Origin of the sequence: Longimicrobium sp. (assembly GCF_036399255.1) — a bacterium.
Classification (GTDB): domain Bacteria; phylum Gemmatimonadota; class Gemmatimonadetes; order Longimicrobiales; family Longimicrobiaceae; genus Longimicrobium.
Window position 1 is genome coordinate 12,161 of the sequence record NZ_DASWNM010000173.1, and the last position, 19,328, is coordinate 31,488.

Here is a 19,328-nt window from a genome sequence, read left to right on the forward strand (position 1 = left end):
TTCCGGCTGGTGTCTGACAGGAAAATGGGGTGCAAAGCATGACGATCGACATCCTGCTGACGGTTTACAACGGCGTGCCGTTCCTGGGAGACCAGCTGCGCAGCCTGCAGGCCCAGACGCACCAGGACTGGCGGCTGTGGGTGCGGGACGACGGGTCCACGGACGGGAGCTGGGAGGTGGTGCTTGCCGCGGCCCGCGAGGACGGGCGCATTCTCCCGCTGGAGGGGTCGGGGACGCGGCTGGGTGCACGCAGCGGGTTCGCCTGGCTGCTGGAGCACGCCGACGACGGCCGGGGGGCCTACGCCATGTTCTGCGACCAGGACGACGTCTGGCTGCCGGAGAAGGTGGAGGTGACGCTGGCGGCCATGCGCCGCGCCGAGGCCGAGGCGGGCGCGTCCCGTCCCGTCCTGGTGCACACGGACCTGGCGGTGGTCGACGCGGGGCTGGCGACCCTCGATCCCTCGTTCTGGCACTACCAGGGGATCCGGCCGGAGCTCAACCAGCTCAACCGGCTGCTCTACCAGAACACGGTGACCGGCTGCACGGCCATGATCAACCGGCCGCTGCGCCGGCTTGCCACCCCGGTGCCGGACGCCGCGGTGATGCACGACTGGTGGCTCGCGCTTCTGGCCAGCGCCTTCGGGCGGGTGGTCCCGTTGCCCCAGGCCACCATCCTGTACCGGCAGCACGGCCGCAACGACACCGGCGCCCGGCGCAAGGCCCGCCGCGGGGCGGTCGTGGGCAAGGCGCTGCGGGCGCTGGGCCAGACCGGGGCGGTGCGCCGCGGAATCCGCAGCGCGGCGGCCCAGGCGGGCGCGCTGCTGCGGCGCTTCGAAAGCGACCTGGGCCCCGAAGAGCGCGAGGTGGTGGCGCGGTTCGCCGAGCTGCCGCGGTGCGGACCCGTGAAGCGCCGCTGGCGGATGATCCGCATGGGCTCGCTGACGCACCACGGCCTGCTGGGCGACATCGGGCTGGTGCTGCGTGCCTGAGGCACGCGTGGCGTCCGGCGCCAGGCGGCCCGGCCCGGCCGCCGCCGAGGGCGGGGCGTTCGCCCCTCCCGGGGGAGACGCGCCTTCCGTTCCCGCGGTGTGCGTGGTGCTGGTGAACTGGAACGGGTGGGGCGACACCGTGCAGTGCCTGGAGAGCCTGCTGCGCAGCACGGGCGTGGGGCTGCAGGTGGTGGTGTGCGACAACGACTCGGGGGACGGCTCGCTGGATCACATCCAGGCGTGGGCGGCCGGCCGCCTCCCCGCGGCCGTGGACCCGTCGCACCCGCTCGCCGGACTGGCCCTGCCGCCGCTTCCCAAGCCCCTGCGCTGCACGCGGTACGACCGCGCCGACGCCGAGCGGGGGGGCGACGCCGACGCCGACGCCGACGCCCCCCTGGTGCTGGTGCAGACGGGCGCCAACCTTGGGTTCGCGGGCGGGTGCAACGTGGGAATGCGCTTTGCCGCCGCCCGCGGGCACCGCTTCGTCTGGCTGCTGAACAACGACACCCTGGTTCGCCCCGACACGCTGCTGCACCTGGTGCAGCGGGCGGAGCGCGACCCCCGGCTGGGCATGGTGGGGTCCACCCTGCTGTCGTACGACGGGACCACGGTGCAGGCGCTGGGATACGGCGCCTACAACCCGTGGCTGGCCCTGCCCCGGCACATCCGCGCCGGGGGCGAGCGGGCCGGGGCGCGCGCGGCGTACGTGGTGGGCGCGTCCATGCTGGTGCGGCGCGAGTTCCTGGCCGAGGTGGGGCTGCTGAGCGAGGACTACTTCCTCTTCTTCGAAGAGCTGGACTGGGCCATGCGGGCCGGCGCGGCGTGGTCGCTGGGGCACGCGCCGGAAAGCGTGGTGTTCCACAAGGAAGGGGCCAGCAACGGCGGAAGCAGCACCGGCGCCAAGAGCCGTCTGGCCGACTACTACTTCATGAAGAACCGCATCGTGTTCACCCGCAAGTACTTTCCGCGCCGGCTCCCCACCGTCTACCTGGCGCTGGGGGTCGCGGCCGCCCGCCGCGCGCTGCGCGGAGACTGGGCGCGGGCCCGCATGATCCTGGACCTCTGCCGGTCGACGTGAGCGGGTTCCTGCTTGCGCTCTGGTTCGCGACGCTGAGCGCGGACCGGCTGGACCTGGCGGCGGGGCAGGGGTGGTTCACCATTCCGGTCTACCTGGTGCTCACGCCGCTGCTGCTGGTCCTGGAGACCATGCGCATCGTGGGCCGGGGCGGCTCGTTCCGCGTGCCCCACAACCTGGCCGCGTACACGCTGGTGGCCAGCGGCTTCCTGTCGGTGGTGCTGGTGTCGGTGTTCTACAGCTACGACGTGGCCATGTCGGCCAAGCGCTTTGCGCTGCTGGTGTTCCTGGTCTACAGCACCGTGATGGTGGCGCTGATGCTGGCGCAGCGCGACGACGCCCGCGAGGTGCTGGTGCGGGGGGCGTACTGGGGGCTCTGGCTGGGAACCTTCTTCAACCTGGCCCAGCTGGGCGCATGGCTGGACCGCGGGCCCGCCGACTACTTTCTGCTGGGCGGCACGCTCAACATGACGGCCAACTCGTACGGCCCCTGGGTGCCGCGCCTGTCGGCCCAGGCGCTGGACATGAACCGCGGGGGGCTCGTCACCCTGGTGTACGTGTTCATCCTGCTCAGGATGGCGCCGCGCTCCCGCTGGCGCACGCTGGCCGTGGTCGCCGGCAGCCTGGGGATGATCATGACCCTTTCGCGCTCGCTGCTGCTCACCACGATGGCGACGGGCGCCGTGTCGGCGCTGCGCCGGCGGCGGTTCTCGCTTTCGCCGCGGCGGGTGGTGGGGATGGCGGTGGTCACGGCGGCGGTGGCGGCGGTGCTCCTGGCCATCCCCCGCGCGGCCGACGCGGTGGGCTCGGCGTTCGAGCCCATCGCGGGCCGCTTTTCCACCAGCGAAGGCTCGGCCAGCATCCACATGCAGCTGGTGGAGCGCGGCATCGAGATCGTCACCGACAGCCCCAAGAACGCGCTGGTGGGGATCGGCTTCGGCAACGGGTTCGCGTACCTGCAGGACATCTTTCCCGGAAACAAGTACGGCAACTTCCACTCGCTGTACATTACGCTGCTGGCGGAGTGCGGCGGGCTGGGGCTGCTGCTGGGCGTGGTCCTCATCTTCTACGCCGCGGCGCGCGGGGGCGTGTACCAGCCGCTCATCGTGGGGATCGCGTTCTTCAACATCTTCTACCAGACGGGCACCGAGAGCGTGTTCTGGCTGGCGCTGGTGCTGGCCTGGACCCGTCTGGGCGAGCAGCCCGCGGGGGGCGACGCTCCGCCCGCCCCTCCCGAGCCGGTGCGCGTTCCCGGGGGGCGCCTGGCGCCGGCCGCGCAGCACACCTGACGCGGCCGGCGTGCAGGCAGGCAGGCAGGAACGGGGACGCGATCGTGGATGGTGCCGGGCCGGCCGTGCGCGGGACCGCATCCGCCCGCGGCATGACACTTCTGCAAGGGGAACGGGAGCGATGAAGAGGTCGCGATGGGCCTGGCTAGGCGCCGTTCTGGCCGTCGCCGGGTGCTCGGAGGTGGTGGGCGAGGGGTACGACTACGGCACCATCGCCGTACGCGCGACGGTGGGCGATTCGCTGCCGGTGGCGAACGTGCGCGTGGAGATGTACAACTGGCAGCGTACCCTTGCCGTGGGCAACACGGACGCGGAGGGCCGGTACGACTTCGACTTCGTCCCCTTTGGCGAGGTGGGGGTGCGCAGCTACGCGCCTCCCGGGCACGTAGCGACGGACCACGACGGGATCGTCGTTCCGCCGGGGGGCCGGGTGGAGGTGCCGCTCAACTTCTACCGTCCCTGCTGCGGGGTGGTCCGGGTGCGCACCCTGGACGACCTGGGGCAGCCGGTGCCCGAGACGGGGCTGGTGCTGTACGCCGCCACCCTCACGTCCATCGAGGCCAGGACGGGGGCGGACGGCCAGCACGTCTTCGCCAACCTTCCGGAGGAGCTCTACGGCGTCCAGATCAAGCCGCCCACCGGGTACCGGCTGCCCACGGGAAGCCGCAACTACGTGGACGGGCTCACCGTGTCGCCCTCCAGCGACACCACCCTGGTGATCACGCTGCCGCGCACCGCTTCATCCGCGCCGTCCGTGCTGCGGAACTGATTCCCGACCCAGATCGCAGCCGCGACACAGAAGCAACGGAGGGAGAGCAGGGAACCAGCGTTCCCGCTCTCCCTCCGCTTCCTTTTCATGGGTACAGAGGAACAGGGTCAGACAGAGAAAGCGAGCTGAAATATTATCTTGCTCCTCTGTCTGACTCTGTTCCTCTGTACGATTATTCTTCTCAGGACTTGGTACGAGACAAAAATTGAAAATTTTTGAGGCAGACGGTTCTCAAGATCGCGCATCAGGGGTGCGGACGGCGTGTTCCCGTGCGCCGCAGGAGATCATCAATAGCCCACGCCGGATCGTGCCTCGCCGGCCGATTGTGCACTCCCCCACAGGCCGTCTCATTCATCTTAGATCCTGAAAAAGAATGATCGTACAGAGGAACAGAGCCAGACAGAGAAAGCGAGCTGAAGCATCATCCTGGTTCCTTTGTCTGATTCTAAGGCGGCCGTAGAAATTGGGGTGCACAATGGCCCGGGGGATTCGGCATAACAGCGGGAGGTACAGAGGGGCAGAAAAAGCCAGAGGAGCAGAGGAAATCAATCTCCTCTGTTCCTCTGGCTTTTTCTGCCCCTCTGTACCCCTTCCCGCTTTTTACCGGACTATACCGATACGGATTTGTTTTACAGATCTGGCATCTGCTGAATCGTCGGAGTCCTGCCAGCCGCAGCCGCACCCGGCCCGCCGTTGCCGGCTGTTCCCTATTCCCTATTCCCTATTCCCTTTCCGAACGCAAAACGCGGAGGGGCGCGGTGTTCGCCGCGCCCCTCCGCCCGTTCGTCCGCCGCAATCCCGAGGGATCAGGCGCCGCTCCATCCCGAGCTCGCGTACGTCGTGGCGTAGCCGCCCGCACCCGGCTCGGTGTAGTCGTTGAGCACCACGCCGCCCACGGGAACCCGCAGGTTGCGCAGCTGCGTCACGGCGTGCTGCAGCGACGCGCGCTCCGTGCTCCCGTTGCGGGCCACCAGCACGGTGGAGTCGGCGAGCGCGCCCAGCACGGCGGCATCCGTCACCAGGTTCATCGGCGGCGCGTCGAAGATCACCATGTCGAAGCGGCTGCGCAGCTCGGCCGCCAGCTCGCGCATTCCGCGCGATCCCAGCAGCTCCGCGGGGTTGCGGGGAGACGTGCCGGTGGCCAGGAAGTACAGGCGCGACCCGGCGTCACCATCAAGCTCCACCGTCTGCACCGCCTCGTCGAGCGACGCGGTGCCCCGGATGACCTGGGTGAGCCCCGGCTCCTTGCGCGCGCCCAGCACCGCGTGCAGCACGCCCCGGCGCAGGTCGGCGTCCACCAGCAGCACCCGCGTGCCCTGCTGCGCCATGGTCATGGCCAGGTTCACCGCGTTGGTGGACTTGCCGTCGCCCGCCAGCGCGCTGGTCATCACCAGCATGCGCATCGGCGTCTCGGCGTCGGCGAAGTTGATGCTGGTGCGCAGCGCGCGGTACGCCTCGGCCGCGGGGCCGTGCGGATCGTCGCGGGTGACCAGCCGCTGCTGCAGCGCCTGCTCGGGCGCGGCCACCACCTTGCGCCCCGGCAGCGCGATGCGGGAGCCGGTGCGCGCCTGGCTGCGCGGGGTGGTGATGCGCGGGATGGTGCCCAGCACCACCAGCCCCCGGGACGCCTGCTCGGCGTCGGCGCGCGACCGCACCGTGGTGTCGAGGTGGGCGCGTCCGAACGCGGCGGTAAAGCCCAGCATCAGCCCCAGCACGGTGGCCAGGATCAGGTTCACCACCGGCTTGGGCGAGTACGGCTCCTCGGCCACCAGCCCCGCGTCCACCAGCCGCACGATCCCCCGGTCCACCGCGTCCTTGACCTCGGCTTCCTTGAGCCGCGTCTGCAGCATCAGGTACACCTCGGAAAGGAGCTTCTGGTCGCGGGTCAGGCGCATGTACTCGATTTCCGTGGCCGGAATGCGCTCCAGCTCGCTCTGGAACTGCCCCAGCACGCCCGACGACGAGGCCAGCCCATGGTCCAGGCTCTCCAGGTAGTTGCCGGCGAGCTGGTGCAGCTGCTCCTCGATCTGGGTGATGCGCAGCCCCAGCTGCCGCACGTCGGGGTCGGCTTCGGTGCGGCGCTGCAGCAGCTGCGTCCGCTCGTTCTCCACCACGTTCAGCGTCTCCAGCAGCTCCTGGATGGCGGCGTTGGAGATGAACGAGGGAAAGGTGGCCAGCTGCCGGTACGGCGAGGGCGTCCCCGCCGTACGGGCCCGCCCGCGGACCTGCTGCAGCAGCCCGCGCAGGGCCGTGCGCTCCACCTGCATGGCGTCGTCGCGCACCTGCATCTCGGCCAGGCGCCGCACCTGCGCCTCGACCTGCGCCTGGGGCGCCACCACGCGCGCCGTCTCCTGGAACCGCTGCAGGCGCGCCTCGGCGTCGGCCAGCTGCCCCGCGTACAGGTCGATCTGGCCGCGCAGCACGTCCACCGTGCTGCGCGACTCCGTGCGGGCCGTCGCCATCTTGTAGCGGATGAAGCTGCCCGCGGCCCGGTTCACCACCTCGGCGGAAAGCTCGGGGTCGGTGCTCAGGTAGCTGATCTCCAGCAGCTTGGACTTGCCGTCGCGGGCCACCTGCATGTCCTCGCGCAAGTCGTCCACCGTCTCGCGGAAGGAGCGCACGGCAAAGCGCACCGTCTGCGGCGGATCGTTGCGCAGCGACTCCTCGAGCACCAGCGAGACCTGGCCCACGCTGAACGGAACGCCGATCTGCACCCGCGCCGGCAGGGACACCCGCCGGCCGCGCTCGCGCTCGACGGTGTAGCTGCCGTCGTCCTGCCGGCGCAGCAGGAACCGTCCCTTGGGCGCGGTGCGGGGGGCCCGCACGACCCGCAGCACCTCGTTGCGCGCCTCGCGGGGCGCCAGCAGCTCCACGTGCAGCCCGGTGCCCTCGGCCACCTCGTCGGCGATGGTGCGGCTGCGCAGCACCCCGATCTCGGTGTCGATCTCGTCGTCCCCGAACGACGGAAGGCCCAGCCCGCTCACGGGCATCATCTGCGCGAGCAGGTCGCCCTTGGAGTCGCCGCCCTCGATGCGCAGCGTGGACGCGCTCTCGTACTGCGGGCGCGCGTAGAACGTATACGCGGCGATGAGCGCGACGGTGACGGCGGTGACGCCGAGCACCGTTCCCAGGTGTCTGCGGATGATGTCGCGGAGTTCCCAGAGGCTGCTCTGCGAGCCCGGATCGGGGGAGGTGGGGTTCATGTGCGTACGGCTGTGCGGCTGGCGGACGGCGCGCGGCGAGCGCGGCCGGACGTTCACCGACCCGGCGGCCGTCTGGCCCGCCGGGCGGCAGTGGATCGGAAATCTAACAGTCACAACGTGATAGGGCAACCCGGGAGGGGGCGGAAATCCCTCCCGGGGACCCGCGGCGACGGCTGCCGGCGGCGCGGCCGGCCTCCCCGGCCGTCAGCGGGGGGCGGGGGACAGGGTGAGGGTGAGCGTGCGGTTGGGGACGTCGACCGTGCGGCGCTCGGTGCCGGTGGCCACGTTCTGGAACAGGTAGTTGGCCCGGCGGCCGACCACCAGCTCGGCGGCCAGGTCGAAGGGGCCCACCCGGTACGCCCCCCGGGCGCCGGCAAAGACCGAAACGTCGTGCGCGTTGGGGCTGGGCTGCGGGGCCAGGCGGTACATGGCGTCGTTCTCCCAGCGAATGCGCCCCGCCAGCGCCCCGGCCCGCCATCCGGGGCGCACGTAGTCGGCCGCCAGCCACTGCCCCGACCCCCCCGGCCCGATCGCCGCGCCCAGCACCTGTCCCCGGTGCGTGTACCCCTGGGGCACGGCGCGGCTGGTGTAGAACGAGGCTACGCGCTTCCCCGCGCGGGGCGTCTGCTCCAGCGTGGTGGCCTCGGCCTGCACGCGCACCAGCCCGGCGCCGGCGGGGGCGGCCCACTGCGCGCCCACCGTGTACCCCTGCGAGCGGTCGGGCTGCTCCAGCAGGTCGCGCAGCGACGAGGGCAGGTCCGTCCGCGCCCACTCGCCGTACGCTTCGAGCCCGCTGGCGGGGAACACCCAGCGAAAGAAGACGGAGGCGACCTGGTCGCGCCCTTCTCCGGGCGCCCGGGCCGTGTCGCCGGCGGCGGTCACGTTGGGGTGGCCCACGCCGCGGAACGCGTCGAACGCCCGGCCGGCCCCGCCGGCGGGGCCGTAGACGGTGCGGGCGAATCCCAGGGTCAGGCCGGGGTCGAACGCCGGCTGCAGCGTGGCCACCACCCCCGAAAGGGCCCGCGGGCGGTTGGTCAGGGTGTCGAAGTAGGCGGACTGCGACAGCCGCCCCAGGATCCACCGCGCCTCCACCGTCCCCGCGCGGGTGCGCAGCGGGCGCGACGTGGCCAGGAACAGGTGCGGAAAGCCGCCCGCGTTGCTGCTCAGCACCAGCGCGTTGCGCACCCCCGGCCCCCACCACTGGCTTTCGGTGCTGGCGCCCGCGCGCACCGCCCCCGCCGTGACGGTCACGGCGCTCTCGCCCAGCCCCGCCCGGATGCGGCTGCGCCGTCCGAAGCGCAGGGGGAGGTCGGCCGACTCGATCCCCCAGTGCCAGGGCGAGGCAAAGGGGCTGCGCGCCTCGTCGCCGGCGTACACCAGCGTCTGGAACTCGCGGTTCCCTTCGCGGATGAAGCGGGGAAACAGCGTGACCGACACGGGCCCCGCGTGGGCCCGCACCCCGGCCGAAACGAGCAGGTTGGCCCCCCGGCCGGCGTGCATCCCCCCCTGGTTCAGCGAAAACGGGAGGTTGGAGTTGTGCACCAGGCGCGCTTCGGGAAGGAGCAGGACCAGGGGCCCGGCCGGCGGGGCCGGGGCCAGGGCCGAGGCGGTGCGCAGCAGGAACCCCGCCGTGGGCGCCCGCCCCGCGAGCTGCGAAAGCCGCAGCCGGTCCTCGGCCCACCCCCCCGGGGTCACCACGTGGCTCCACGCCGGCAGGGTGTTCGCCGGGGCGGACTGGGCGCGCAGGGGGGCGTGCGGCAGCGCCGCCGCGACGAAGAGCGGGAGGAGCAGGGACAGGCGCCGCGCGGACGGGTGCATGGTCGGCAGAAAAGCGTGGGACGGGCGCGCGGGCTGGACAGGCCGCGCGGCACCAGTATAATATTGGCGGCCTGGCGCGTCCACGGGAGGCGCCCTCCGGACGCGCGGCGTGCCCGTCGCCGCGCTCCCCGCCCCCATCCGCAGCTGCGCCGTGCGACCGGTCCGTACCGCCGTTCCCTCCGCCTCCGCCGCCCCTCCCCCGCCCGCGCGGGAGGGGCGTGGACGTCTGCGCGCCCGGCCGATGGCCGGGTGCGCGGCGCTGCTGCTGTTGCTGCTGGCGCCCCGCCCCGCGGCCGCCCAGCCGGTGGACGTGCGCGGCGAGGTCTTCGTGGGAAGCGAGGTGGAGCGCTACCTGCGCCTGCTGCAGGTGAGCGGCGACGCGCCGCTGTACCCGTGGTCGCTGCGCGGCCTGTCGCCGCGCGAGGTGGACCGGGTGCTCCCGGCCGACTCGGCGCGGCACCCCTGGGCCGGCCGCTACCGGATGGACGCGGGGCGCGCCGACAGCGCGGGCGCCGCGCGGCGCGGCCCGCGCGTGCACCCGGTGCGCCCGCGGGCGCGGCTCATCTACAACTCCGCGTTTCCCTTCGGGGGCAACGACGGGGCGGTGTGGGCCGGCCGCGGGGTCACCGCGGCGGTGGAGGGGGGCTTCGCGGCCGAGTGGGGCCCGGTGTCGCTGACGGTGGCCCCCATGGCCTTCGTGGCGCAGAACGCCGGGTTCGAGCTGATGGGGGTGGCCCCCGACGCGGGACCCCTCGCCGACCCGCGCTACCCGCGCATCATCGACCTGCCGCAGCGGTTCGGGCGCGGGGCGTACATCCGGGTGGACCCGGGGCAGAGCACCCTGCGGGTGCAGGCGCTGGGGGTGCAGGCCGGGGTCTCGACCGCCGACCAGCAGTGGGGCCCGGCGTCGGACCACCCGCTGCTGCTGGGGAACAACGCCGGCGGCATGCCCCACGTGTTCGTGGGCACCGCGGCGCCGGCCGGCGTGGGGGTGGGCCGCGTCCACGGCCGCATGGTGTGGGGGCTCCCCGGCGAGTCGGCGTGGGTGCCCGATTCGGCCGGGGGGCGGCGCCTGTTCGTGGGGGTGGTGGCCGCCTTTCTTCCCCGCGGCATCCCCGGGCTGGAGGTGGGGGGCGTGCGCCTCTTCCACCTGCCCTGGGACGGGGGGGCTCCCGGTGCCCGCGACCTGCTGAAGCCGGTGGAGGGCCTGTTCAAGGCCCGGCTGGACCAGGACCCGCGGGGCAACGGCAACCAGCTCGCCTCGGTGTTCTTTCGCTGGGTCCATCCGCGCGAGCGGGTGGAGCTGTGGGGCGAGTTCGCCCGCGACGACCACAGCGCCACCCTGCGCGACCTGGTGCTGGAGCCCGACCACGCCAGCGCCTTCGTGCTGGGCGGGCGCAAGGTGTGGCGGCGGGAAGGGCCGTCGCTGGTCTCGCTGCGGGCCGAGTTCCTGAACGCCCGGCCCACGCACCTGGCCCAGGTGCGCGAGCAGCCCGCCTTCTACGTGCACTCCGGGGTGCGGCAGGGCCACACGCACCGGGGGCAGCTGCTGGGCTCGCCCGCCGCCTTCGCGGGGGCCGGCTCCGTGGTGGCCCTCGAGGCCTACGGCGCGCGGGGGCGCTGGGCGGTGGAGTGGAGCCGCCTGCACCGGGACGTGGGCGGCGACCTGCTGCCGACGCATTCGGACCCCGCCGTGACCCACGCCCTGAGCCTGGAGCGGTTCCTGTTCCTGGGCGCCTACGACGTGGGGGCGCGGGTGACGGGCGCGTACGAGCTGAACCGCAACTTTACGGAGGATGCGTTCAACCTTAACTTGGTGCTCGCCCTGACCCGCGGCATCTGACCGCGCGCGGCAGCCATGAACCGCGCGGCCGGCCCGGCCGCGCCAGCGCAACGAGAGAGACACGGTTTGACTGTTCTGGTGACGGGCGGGGCCGGCTTCATCGGCTCGGCGGTGGTGCGGATGCTGGCGGGGGAGCGCGGGACGCGGGTCGTCAACGTCGACAAGCTGACCTACGCGGGAAACCCGGACTCGCTGGCCTCGCTGGAGGGGAACCCCCTGCACGCGCTGGAGGTGGTGGACATCTGCGACGGGCCGGCGCTGCGGGCGGTGTTCGACGCGCACCGGCCCTCGGCCGTGCTGCACCTGGCCGCCGAGTCGCACGTGGACCGCAGCATCGACAGCCCCGGCGCCTTCGTCCAGACCAACGTGGTGGGGACGTACACGCTGCTGGAGGAGGCGCGCCGGTACTGGAGCGCGCTTCCCGCCGGCGAGCGGGAGGCGTTCCGCTTCCTGCACGTTTCCACCGACGAGGTGTTCGGGTCGCTGGGGGAGGAGGGTGCCTTTCGCGAGGACACGCCGTACGCGCCCAACTCGCCGTACTCGGCCAGCAAGGCCGGGTCCGACCACCTGGTGCGGGCGTGGCACCACACCTACGGGCTTCCCACGCTCACCACCAACTGCTCCAACAACTACGGGCCGTACCAGTTTCCCGAAAAGCTGATCCCGCTGATGGTGCTGCGGGCGCTGCGGGGCGAGCCGCTGCCGGTGTACGGGCGCGGCGAGAACGTGCGCGACTGGCTGTTCGTGGACGACCACGCCGACGCCCTGCTCACCGTGCTGGAGCGGGGGCGGGTGGGCGAGACGTACGCGATCGGCGGCGGGGCGGAGCGGCGCAACCTGGAGGTGGTGCGCACCGTCTGCGCGGTGGTGGACGAGCTGGCGCCCGACCCCGCGATCGGGCCGCGCGAGGGGCTGGTCCGCTTCGTGGAGGACCGGCCGGGGCACGACCTGCGCTACGCCATCGACTTCTCGAAGATCCGCGGCGAGCTGGGATGGCGCCCGCGCGAGTCGTTCGAGACGGGGCTGCGGCGCACGGTGGCGTGGTACCTGGAGAACCCGGAGTGGTGCCGGCGCGTCCTCAGCGGCGAGTACCGCATGGAGCGGCTGGGGACGGGGGTGGGCGGATGAAGGGGATCATCCTGGCGGGGGGGAGCGGCACGCGGCTGTACCCCATCACCCGCGCGGTGAGCAAGCAGCTGCTCCCGGTGTTCGACAAGCCCATGATCTACTACCCGCTGGGCACGCTGATGCTGGCGGGGATCCGCGACGTGCTGGTGATCAGCACCCCGCACGACCTGCCGCGCTTCGCCGAGCTGCTGGGCGACGGCGCGCAGTGGGGGATGTCGTTCACCTACGCCGAGCAGCCGGCGCCCGAGGGGCTGGCCCAGGCCTTCACCATCGGCGCGGACTTCGTGGGGTCGTCGTCCGTGTCGCTGATCCTGGGCGACAACATCTTCTACGGCCACGGCCTTACCGAGCAGCTGCAGGCCGCCGCCGCGCGCACCACGGGCGCCACCATCTTCGGCTACCACGTGCGCGATCCCGAGCGCTACGGCGTGGCCGAGATCGACGCGGCGGGGCGGGTGGTGGGGCTGGAGGAAAAGCCCGTGGCGCCCCGCTCGCCGTGGGCGGTGACGGGGCTGTACTTCTACGACAACCAGGTGGTCGAGATCGCCCGCGGGCTGCGCCCGTCGCCCCGCGGCGAGCTCGAGATCACCGACGTGAACCTGGAGTACCTGCGCCGGGGCCAGCTGCGGATGGAGCTGATGGGGCGGGGGATGGCCTGGCTGGACACGGGGACGCACGAGTCGCTGCAGGAGGCCAGCCACTTCGTGGAAACCATCGAGAAGCGGCAGGGGCTCAAGGTGTGCTGCCCCGAGGAGATCGCCCTGTACGCCGGGTTCATCGACGAGGAGCAGGTGCTGCGCCTGGCCCAGCCGCTGGCCAAGAGCGGCTACGGCCAGTACCTGCTGGAGCTGGTGAAGGGGCGGGCCGCGCGATGAACGTCGAAGCAACCGCGCTTCCCGGGGTGCTGCTGCTGTCGCCGCGGGTGTTCGCCGACGACCGCGGCCACTTCCTGGAAACCTGGCGGCGCGACCGGTACGCGGCGCTGGGGATCGACGGGGACTTCGCGCAGGACAACGCCTCGTTCTCCCGCCGCGGGGTGCTGCGGGGGCTGCACTTTCAGCAGCCGCACGGGCAGGGCAAGCTGGTGTCCGTCCTCCTGGGCGAGGTGTGGGACGTGGCGGTGGACGTGCGCGCCGGCTCGCCCACCTTCGGGCAGTGGGTGGGCTACACGCTCTCGGCGCAGAACGCGCGGCAGCTGTGGATTCCCGCCGGCTACGCCCACGGCTTCGTGGTGACCTCGGACGAGGCGGTGTTCTCGTACAAGTGCACCGACGTGTACCACCCCGAGGCCGAGCTCACGGTGCGCTGGGACGATCCGGACGTGGCGGTGGGGTGGCCCGTCCAGCCGTCGCTGGTGGCGGACAAGGACGCCGCGGCGCCGTTCCTGCGCGACATCCCGCCGGAGCGCCTTCCCCGGTACGCGGGGCCGCGGTGACGCGTCCCCTCGTTCTGCTCACCGGCGCCACGGGCCAGGTGGGGTGGGAGCTGGCGCGCACCCTGGCCCCCATCGCCCGGGTGGCGGCGCCCGGCAGCGGCGAGCTGGACCTGGGGTCGGCGGATGCGCTGCGCGACGCGGTGCGGACGCTGGCGCCCGCGGCCATCGTGAACGCGGCGGCGTACACCGCGGTGGACCGGGCCGAGTCGGAGCCGGAGCGGGCGGAGGCGGTGAACGCGGCCGCGCCCGCCGTCCTGGCCCGCGAGGCCGCGCGGCTGGGGGCGCTGATGGTGCAGATCTCCACCGACTACGTCTTCGACGGCGAGGCGGACGCCCCGTACGCCGAGGACGCGCCGGTGAACCCGCTGAGCGTGTACGGGCGCACCAAGCTGGCCGGCGAGGCGGGGGTCGCCGCCGCCGGCGGGCCGCACCTGGTGTTCCGGACCAGCTGGGTGTACGGCGCGCGGGGGGCCAACTTCATGCGGACCATGCTGCGCCTGGCGCGCGAGCGCGAGGAGCTGCGCGTGGTGGACGACCAGCACGGGGCCCCCACCTGGAGCCGGATGCTGGCGCAGGGGGTGGCGGCCGTGCTGGGCGGCGCCCTGCGCGGGGGCCGCTTCGAGGTGCCGCCCGAGCACTGGGGCGTGCACCACCTTTCGGCGGGGGGCCAGACCACCTGGCACGGCTTTGCGCGCGCCCTCCTGGAGGCGGACCCGGCCCGGGCCGAGCAGCGCTGCCGGGCGGTGGTCGCCATCCCCACGTCCCAGTTTCCCACCCCCGCCCGCCGGCCGCGCTACTCGGTGCTGGACGGCACGCGCGCCGCGCGGGCGTTCGGGGTGGCGCTCCCGGAGTGGCGGGAGCAGCTGGCCCTGTGCCTGGCCCCCTGAAGGCGGCCGCACGCCCAACCTGCTCACAGAGACGTACGTCATGAAGTCGTGGATCGTTCGCGCGGTGTTCGCCGTCCTGCTCGTTTCCGCGCTGGCGGCGCCCGCCGCGGCGCAGTCCGGCCTGCTGGCGGGCGACGTGGTGCGGGTGGCCATCTGGCGCGAGGAGGAGCTGAGCGGAGAGTTCCCGGTGGGGCTCGACGGCAACGCCACCTTTCCGCTCCTGGGAACGCGGCACGTGGTCGGCATTCCGCTGGACAGCCTGCAGGCGCAGCTCCAGGACGCGTACCGCGTGTACCTGCGCAACCCCGCCATCACCGTCACCCCGCTGCGGCGGGTGCAGGTGCTGGGCGAGGTGGCCAAGCCGGGGCTGTACACGGTGGACGCCACCGTGAGCGTGGCGGGGGCGGTGGCCACGGCGGGGGGCGCCACGCCGGCGGGCGACCTGCGCCGCATTCGGCTGGTGCGCGACGGCCACGTCTACAGCCAGCGGGTGTCGCCGGAGACGGCGCTCTCGGCGGCCGACATCCGGTCCGGCGACCAGATCTTCGTGGGCACCCGCAACTGGCTGGAGCGCAACGGGACGCTGCTGGTGAGCGTGCTCCTTTCCGCCACGGGGATCATCGTCAGCCTGCTCACCCGCCCGTGACCCGCCGGGGGGCGGGAGCCGCCGCCGCGGCGCGCGCGCCGGTCCCGGCCGGACCGCGGGGCCCCGGAGCCGCCGGCCTTCCCCGCGCCGCCCGCCGTGCCCTGCTCTGCGCGGCCGGGGCGGCGCTCCTCGCCGCGCCCGTTCCCTGCGCCGCCCAGGCCGGGGCGGCGGATGCCGGCGTGTTCGTGAACGGCGAGACGGAGCGGTACCTGCGCGCGCTGCAGGTGGCGGGCGCCGTTCCCCTGCACCCCTGGTCGCTGCGTGCGCTGGGGCCGCGCGAGGTGGAGCGGCTGCTGCCGGCCGACCGGGCGCACCCCTGGGCGGGGCGCCCCCTCCTGGCGGGCGAGGGCCGGGGCGCGGCCCTGCTGCCGGCCCACGTGCGGCTGGTGTACAACAGCGCCCTTCCCGAGGACGCCAGCGACGGGGCCGTGTGGGCCGGGCGCGGGGTGACGGCGTCGGCCGAGTTCGGGGCGTCGCTCCGCGCCGGGCCGGTTTCGCTGACCCTGTACCCGGTGGCGTTCGTGGCGCAGAACGCGGGCTTCGCGCTGCTCCCCAACGGCGCGGGCGGGGATTCGGCGCTCGCGGACCCGCGCGAGCCCAGGCGCATCGACGCGCCGCAGCGCTTTGGCACGGGGCGGTACGCGCGGCTGGACCCGGGGCAGAGCACGCTTCGCGTGGACCTGGGGGGGGTGGCGGCGGGGGTGAGCACCGCCAACCAGTTCTGGGGGCCGGCCGTGGACTTTCCGCTGGTCCTGGGCAACCACGCCGCCGGGTTCGCCCACCTTTTCGCCGGCACCTCGCGGCCCGTGAACGTGGGCGTGGGCCGGGTGCACGGGCGGCTGCTGTGGGGGGCGCTGGAGCAGTCGCCGTGGGCGATCACCGGCAACGCCCCCCGCCGCCGCTTCGCCGCGGGGGCGGCCGCGGTGTTCACCCCGGCCGCGGCGCCGGGGCTGGAGGTGGGCGGCACCCGCTTCTTCCACATGGGGTGGGACGGCGGCGTTCCCCCCCTGGGCGACTGGCTGCGCCCCTTCCAGTCCATCCTCAAGATCGCGCTGGACGAGAACCCCGACGACGACACCGACGGCAACGGCAGCGACCCCGACAACCAGCTCGCCTCCGTCTTCGCGCGCTGGGTGTTTCCGCGCTCCGGCTTCGAGCTGTACGGCGAGTACGCCCGCGAGGACCACAGCTACGACGTGCGCGACCTGCTGGTGGAGCCCGACCACGCGTCCGCCTTTCTGCTGGGCTTTCGGCGGGTGTGGGGGCGCGGGGACCGCGCGCTGCACGTGCTGCGGGGCGAGGTGGTGAACGCCCAGGAAACGCACCTGGACCAGGTGCGGGGGCAGAACCCGTTCTACATCCACACGGTGGCCGTGCAGGGGCACACCCACCGGGGCCAGGTGCTGGGCTCGCCCGCCGTCTACGCGGGGGCGGGCTCGCGGCTGGCCTGGGAGCGCTACGGGCGCGAGGGGCGCACCACGCTGGCGTGGAGCCGCCGCAGGACGGCGGCCGACACGCCCCTCCCCGCCTTTTCCGTGCACGCGCTGGAGGCCGGGGTGCTGCGGTTCGCCGGGCCGCTGGAGCTGGCGGCGCAGGCGTCGGGTGCCTGGTACCTGGGGCGCGGCGGCCGCGACCTGTTCAACCTTTCGCTGGAGGTGGGCGCCACGTGGACCCCGGGCGCCGCGCGCTGACGCGCGCCCGCCCTCCACTCGCACGCCCGCGGCCGGATCGCCCCGCGCCGTTTTCATCCCGGCCCCGTCCCTCCATCCTCCGCGCCGGGGGCGGCCCGCGCGCGGAGACCGCCCGCCCGCGCCTGCGGTTCCCGTTCCGCTTCCCGCGCCACTGCCGCGTCCGCCGCCGGGTGAAGGGGGGCGCGGGCAGGGGGACGTGACGCATGGGGGTGGACGGTCGTCAGGCTGCTACGTAAGTTGGTCCCACGTCTGGTCAACCGCCAGCCGGGTGTCGGAGGGCGTGGAACGGGGTGGCTCCCGTCTTTCCCGTTTCCCGCGCCGGACGTTTGCGCTCACAAGGCGTCTGCTTCTGCGGGTGGGATGGGGCGCGGCTGACCCAGCGGGTGGGGAGAAGTGGCCGCACTCCCGGGGCTCCGCGGTGGAGAAGCCGTTTGGCCGCCGTGGGTTGGCGGCCGCCGGGTGCGCGCGCCCCGGCTGGCGAAAGCGGCTGCGTGCGGGGAGAGCTCGACCTGCCAAGGGAAAAGTGCACACGCGGCACGATCCATGCAGGCGCGGAACGCGCGATCTCCCCGCGGCACCCGCCCTCCGGCTGGACAGCGACCGGTCGATTCAGGCGATTTTACGGACTGCACTCATTGACGCTTCCTCCTTTCTTCGTCCGCCTGCGGCGGCCGGTGGTTCTGGCGCTTCACCTGCTGCTGCTTCCGCTGGGCTACTACGCGGCCTATGCGCTGCGGTTCGACTTCCGCGTGCCCCCCGAGTACACGCAGCTCTTCTGGCGCACGCTTCCCTTCGTGGTGGCGCTGCGCCTGGCGTGCTTCGCCGTGTTCGGCCTGTTCCGCGGCTGGTGGCGCCACGTGGGGATGCGCGACCTGGTGGACCTGTTCCGCGCCACCACCCTGAGCTCGCTGCTGCTGGTGGTGGCCCTGTTCATGTTCGGGGGAATGCACACCGCCGGCGGGTCGCGGCTTCCCCGGTCGGTGCTGGTGCTGGACTGGATCACCGCGCTGGTGCTGTTTGGCGGCATTCGCTTCGTGGTGCGCGCCTTTCGCGAGGAGCGGCTGCTGCCCTGGCGGCAGCGCCCGGGGCGCCGCGCGCTCATCATCGGCGCGGGGAACGCGGCCGAGCGGCTGCTGCGCGAGGTGCGCCGCGACGGCGAGGGGCGCATCTGGCCCATCGCCATGGTGGACGACGACCCCGAGAAGAAGGGGATGCGGCTGCACGGGGTGCCGGTGCTGGGCACCACGGCCGACCTGCGCACGCTGGTGGCCAAGTGCAACGCCGAGCTGCTGGTGATCGCCATTCCCTCGGCCGCGCGCCCCGAGATGCGCGGCATCGTGGAGGCGTGCCTGCGCACCGGGGTGGAGTTCAAGATCGTCCCCTCGCTGCGCGAGCTGATGGAGGGGCGCGCCCGGCTGGGCGAGCTGCGCAAGGTGCAGATCGAGGACCTGCTGGGGCGCGACGCCATCGAGCTGGACATGGACGCGGCCCGCGACGACCTGTACGGCCGCACCGTGCTGGTGACGGGGGGCGCCGGCTCCATCGGCAGCGAGCTGGCGCGGCAGGTGGCGCGCTGCGGACCCCGCCGGCTCATCCTGCTGGACCAGGCCGAGAGCCCGCTGTACTTCACGCACCTGGAGCTGCGCGCGGCGCACCCGGAGCTGGAGGTGACGCCCGTGGTGGCCGACGTGACCGACGCCGGGCGCATGGAAAGCGTGTTCGCGCGGCACCGCCCCGACTTCGTGTTCCACGCGGCGGCGTACAAGCACGTGCCGCTGATGGAGGACAACGCGGTCGAGGCGGTGCGCAACAACGTGCTGGGCACGCTGTGCGTGGCGCAGGCCGCCGGCCGCTACGGCGCCGGCAAGTTCGTGCTCATCAGCACCGACAAGGCGGTGTACCCCAGCAGCGTGATGGGCGCCACCAAGCGCCTGGCCGAGCAGATCGTGCTGCGCTGGCCGGCGCTGCGCGAAACCCGGACGGACTTTCGCGCCGTGCGCTTCGGCAACGTGCTGGGCTCGGACGGCAGCGTGATCCCCGTGTTCAAGAAGCAGATGGCGGCGGGGCAGCCCATCACCGTCACGCACCCCGAGGTCACCCGCTACTTCATGACCATTCCCGAGGCGGTGCAGCTGGTGCTGCAGGCCTCGGCGCTGGAAGAGGCGGGCGGGCGCATCAGCATGCTGGAGATGGGCGAGCCGGTGCGCATCGTGGAGCTGGCCGAGAACCTGATCCGGCTGAGCGGGCTGGAGCCCTACACCGACGTCCCCATCGTCTTCACGGGGCTGCGGCCGGGCGAAAAGCTGCACGAGGAGCTGATGTCGGAGCGCGAGGCCACCGTCCCCACGCAGGTGGAGAAGATCCGCATCGTGCAGACGGCCGAGCCCGAGTCGCACCTGCTGACGGCGGGGCTGGACCGGCTGGCCGCCGCCACGGCGCTGGGAAGCGTCGACGACATCCTGGCCGCCATCCGCGAGATGGTGCCCGAGTGCGTGCCCCCGCTGCGCCAGCCCCGGGTGCTGGCCGCCGACGGAGATTGACCGGGCGCAGCCTGC

General features: G+C 73.1%; 14 protein-coding genes. 12 read left to right on the top strand and 2 right to left on the bottom strand.

The window, feature by feature from the left end:
• The first annotated feature begins 38 nt into the window (after window positions 1–38).
• The 4 genes from VGC13_RS32490 to VGC13_RS32505 all read left to right on the top strand — a co-directional run bounded on the left by VGC13_RS32490 (window position 39) and on the right by VGC13_RS32505 (window position 4,122).
• Window positions 39–989, top strand: coding sequence for a glycosyltransferase family 2 protein (locus VGC13_RS32490; RefSeq protein WP_331129522.1), 951 nt, complete (start codon window positions 39–41; stop codon window positions 987–989).
• A complete protein-coding gene (locus VGC13_RS32495; protein ID WP_331129523.1) occupies window positions 982–2,067 on the top strand; it encodes a glycosyltransferase family 2 protein in 1,086 nt (361 codons plus the stop codon). Before VGC13_RS32490 ends, VGC13_RS32495 begins: the two co-directional genes overlap by 8 nt.
• Entirely contained in the window at window positions 2,064–3,353 is a 1,290-nt protein-coding gene (locus VGC13_RS32500; protein WP_331129524.1) for an O-antigen ligase family protein, read from the top strand. The genes VGC13_RS32495 and VGC13_RS32500 overlap by 4 nt, the downstream gene beginning before the upstream one ends.
• 121 nt (window positions 3,354–3,474) lie before the next feature.
• Entirely contained in the window at window positions 3,475–4,122 is a 648-nt protein-coding gene (locus VGC13_RS32505; RefSeq protein ID WP_331129525.1) for a hypothetical protein, read from the top strand.
• Between the two features lie 806 nt (window positions 4,123–4,928).
• On the opposite strand, the gene VGC13_RS32510 is transcribed toward VGC13_RS32505, so the two are convergent.
• Together VGC13_RS32510 and VGC13_RS32515 are read right to left on the bottom strand one after the other, a co-directional pair.
• A complete protein-coding gene (locus VGC13_RS32510) occupies window positions 4,929–7,325 on the bottom strand; it encodes a GumC family protein (RefSeq protein ID WP_331129526.1) in 2,397 nt (798 codons plus the stop codon).
• Between the two features lie 204 nt (window positions 7,326–7,529).
• A complete protein-coding gene (locus VGC13_RS32515) occupies window positions 7,530–9,143 on the bottom strand; it encodes a capsule assembly Wzi family protein (RefSeq protein ID WP_331129527.1) in 1,614 nt (537 codons plus the stop codon).
• A 151-nt stretch (window positions 9,144–9,294) separates the two neighbouring features.
• Between VGC13_RS32515 and VGC13_RS32520 the strand changes: the two genes are divergently transcribed.
• The 8 genes from VGC13_RS32520 (at window position 9,295) to VGC13_RS32555 (ending at window position 19,313) form a co-directional block, all read left to right on the top strand.
• Complete coding sequence (locus VGC13_RS32520; RefSeq protein WP_331129528.1) at window positions 9,295–10,986, top strand: capsule assembly Wzi family protein; 1,692 nt, start codon at window positions 9,295–9,297, stop codon at window positions 10,984–10,986.
• 120 nt (window positions 10,987–11,106) lie between these two features.
• The gene (rfbB, locus tag VGC13_RS32525; protein ID WP_414683027.1) at window positions 11,107–12,114 is read left to right on the top strand and encodes a dTDP-glucose 4,6-dehydratase; all 1,008 of its coding nucleotides are present in this window, start codon (window positions 11,107–11,109) and stop codon (window positions 12,112–12,114) included.
• Window positions 12,111–12,989 carry a glucose-1-phosphate thymidylyltransferase RfbA gene (gene rfbA / locus VGC13_RS32530; RefSeq protein ID WP_331129530.1) on the top strand — a complete coding sequence of 293 codons (879 nt, stop codon included), beginning with the start codon at window positions 12,111–12,113 and terminating at the stop codon, window positions 12,987–12,989. Before rfbB ends, rfbA begins: the two co-directional genes overlap by 4 nt.
• Window positions 12,986–13,549, top strand: coding sequence for a dTDP-4-dehydrorhamnose 3,5-epimerase (gene rfbC, locus VGC13_RS32535; protein ID WP_331129531.1), 564 nt, complete (start codon window positions 12,986–12,988; stop codon window positions 13,547–13,549). Before rfbA ends, rfbC begins: the two co-directional genes overlap by 4 nt.
• Window positions 13,546–14,436 carry a dTDP-4-dehydrorhamnose reductase gene (rfbD, locus tag VGC13_RS32540; protein ID WP_331129532.1) on the top strand — a complete coding sequence of 297 codons (891 nt, stop codon included), beginning with the start codon at window positions 13,546–13,548 and terminating at the stop codon, window positions 14,434–14,436. The genes rfbC and rfbD overlap by 4 nt, the downstream gene beginning before the upstream one ends.
• 40 nt (window positions 14,437–14,476) lie before the next feature.
• Window positions 14,477–15,082 carry a polysaccharide biosynthesis/export family protein gene (locus VGC13_RS32545; protein WP_331129533.1) on the top strand — a complete coding sequence of 202 codons (606 nt, stop codon included), beginning with the start codon at window positions 14,477–14,479 and terminating at the stop codon, window positions 15,080–15,082.
• Complete coding sequence (locus VGC13_RS32550) at window positions 15,079–16,773, top strand: capsule assembly Wzi family protein (RefSeq protein WP_331129534.1); 1,695 nt, start codon at window positions 15,079–15,081, stop codon at window positions 16,771–16,773. The genes VGC13_RS32545 and VGC13_RS32550 overlap by 4 nt, the downstream gene beginning before the upstream one ends.
• Window positions 16,774–17,408: 635 nt before the next feature.
• The gene (locus VGC13_RS32555) at window positions 17,409–19,313 is read left to right on the top strand and encodes a nucleoside-diphosphate sugar epimerase/dehydratase (protein ID WP_331129535.1); all 1,905 of its coding nucleotides are present in this window, start codon (window positions 17,409–17,411) and stop codon (window positions 19,311–19,313) included.
• Window positions 19,314–19,328: the final 15 nt, after the last annotated feature.

Excerpts from the sequence above, each read along its gene's own strand:
- VGC13_RS32545 (WP_331129533.1), top strand. The coding sequence starts at position 14,477 with ATGAAGTCGTGGATCGTTCGCGCGGTGTTCGCCGTCCTGCTCGTTTCC.
- rfbB (WP_414683027.1), top strand. The coding sequence starts at position 11,107 with ATGCTGGCGGGGGAGCGCGGGACGCGGGTCGTCAACGTCGACAAGCTG.
- VGC13_RS32505 (WP_331129525.1), top strand. The coding sequence starts at position 3,475 with ATGAAGAGGTCGCGATGGGCCTGGCTAGGCGCCGTTCTGGCCGTCGCC.
- VGC13_RS32510 (WP_331129526.1), bottom strand. The coding sequence starts at position 7,325 with ATGAACCCCACCTCCCCCGATCCGGGCTCGCAGAGCAGCCTCTGGGAA.
- rfbC (WP_331129531.1), top strand. The coding sequence starts at position 12,986 with ATGAACGTCGAAGCAACCGCGCTTCCCGGGGTGCTGCTGCTGTCGCCG.
- rfbA (WP_331129530.1), top strand. The coding sequence starts at position 12,111 with ATGAAGGGGATCATCCTGGCGGGGGGGAGCGGCACGCGGCTGTACCCC.
- VGC13_RS32515 (WP_331129527.1), bottom strand. The coding sequence starts at position 9,143 with ATGCACCCGTCCGCGCGGCGCCTGTCCCTGCTCCTCCCGCTCTTCGTC.
- VGC13_RS32490 (WP_331129522.1), top strand. The coding sequence starts at position 39 with ATGACGATCGACATCCTGCTGACGGTTTACAACGGCGTGCCGTTCCTG.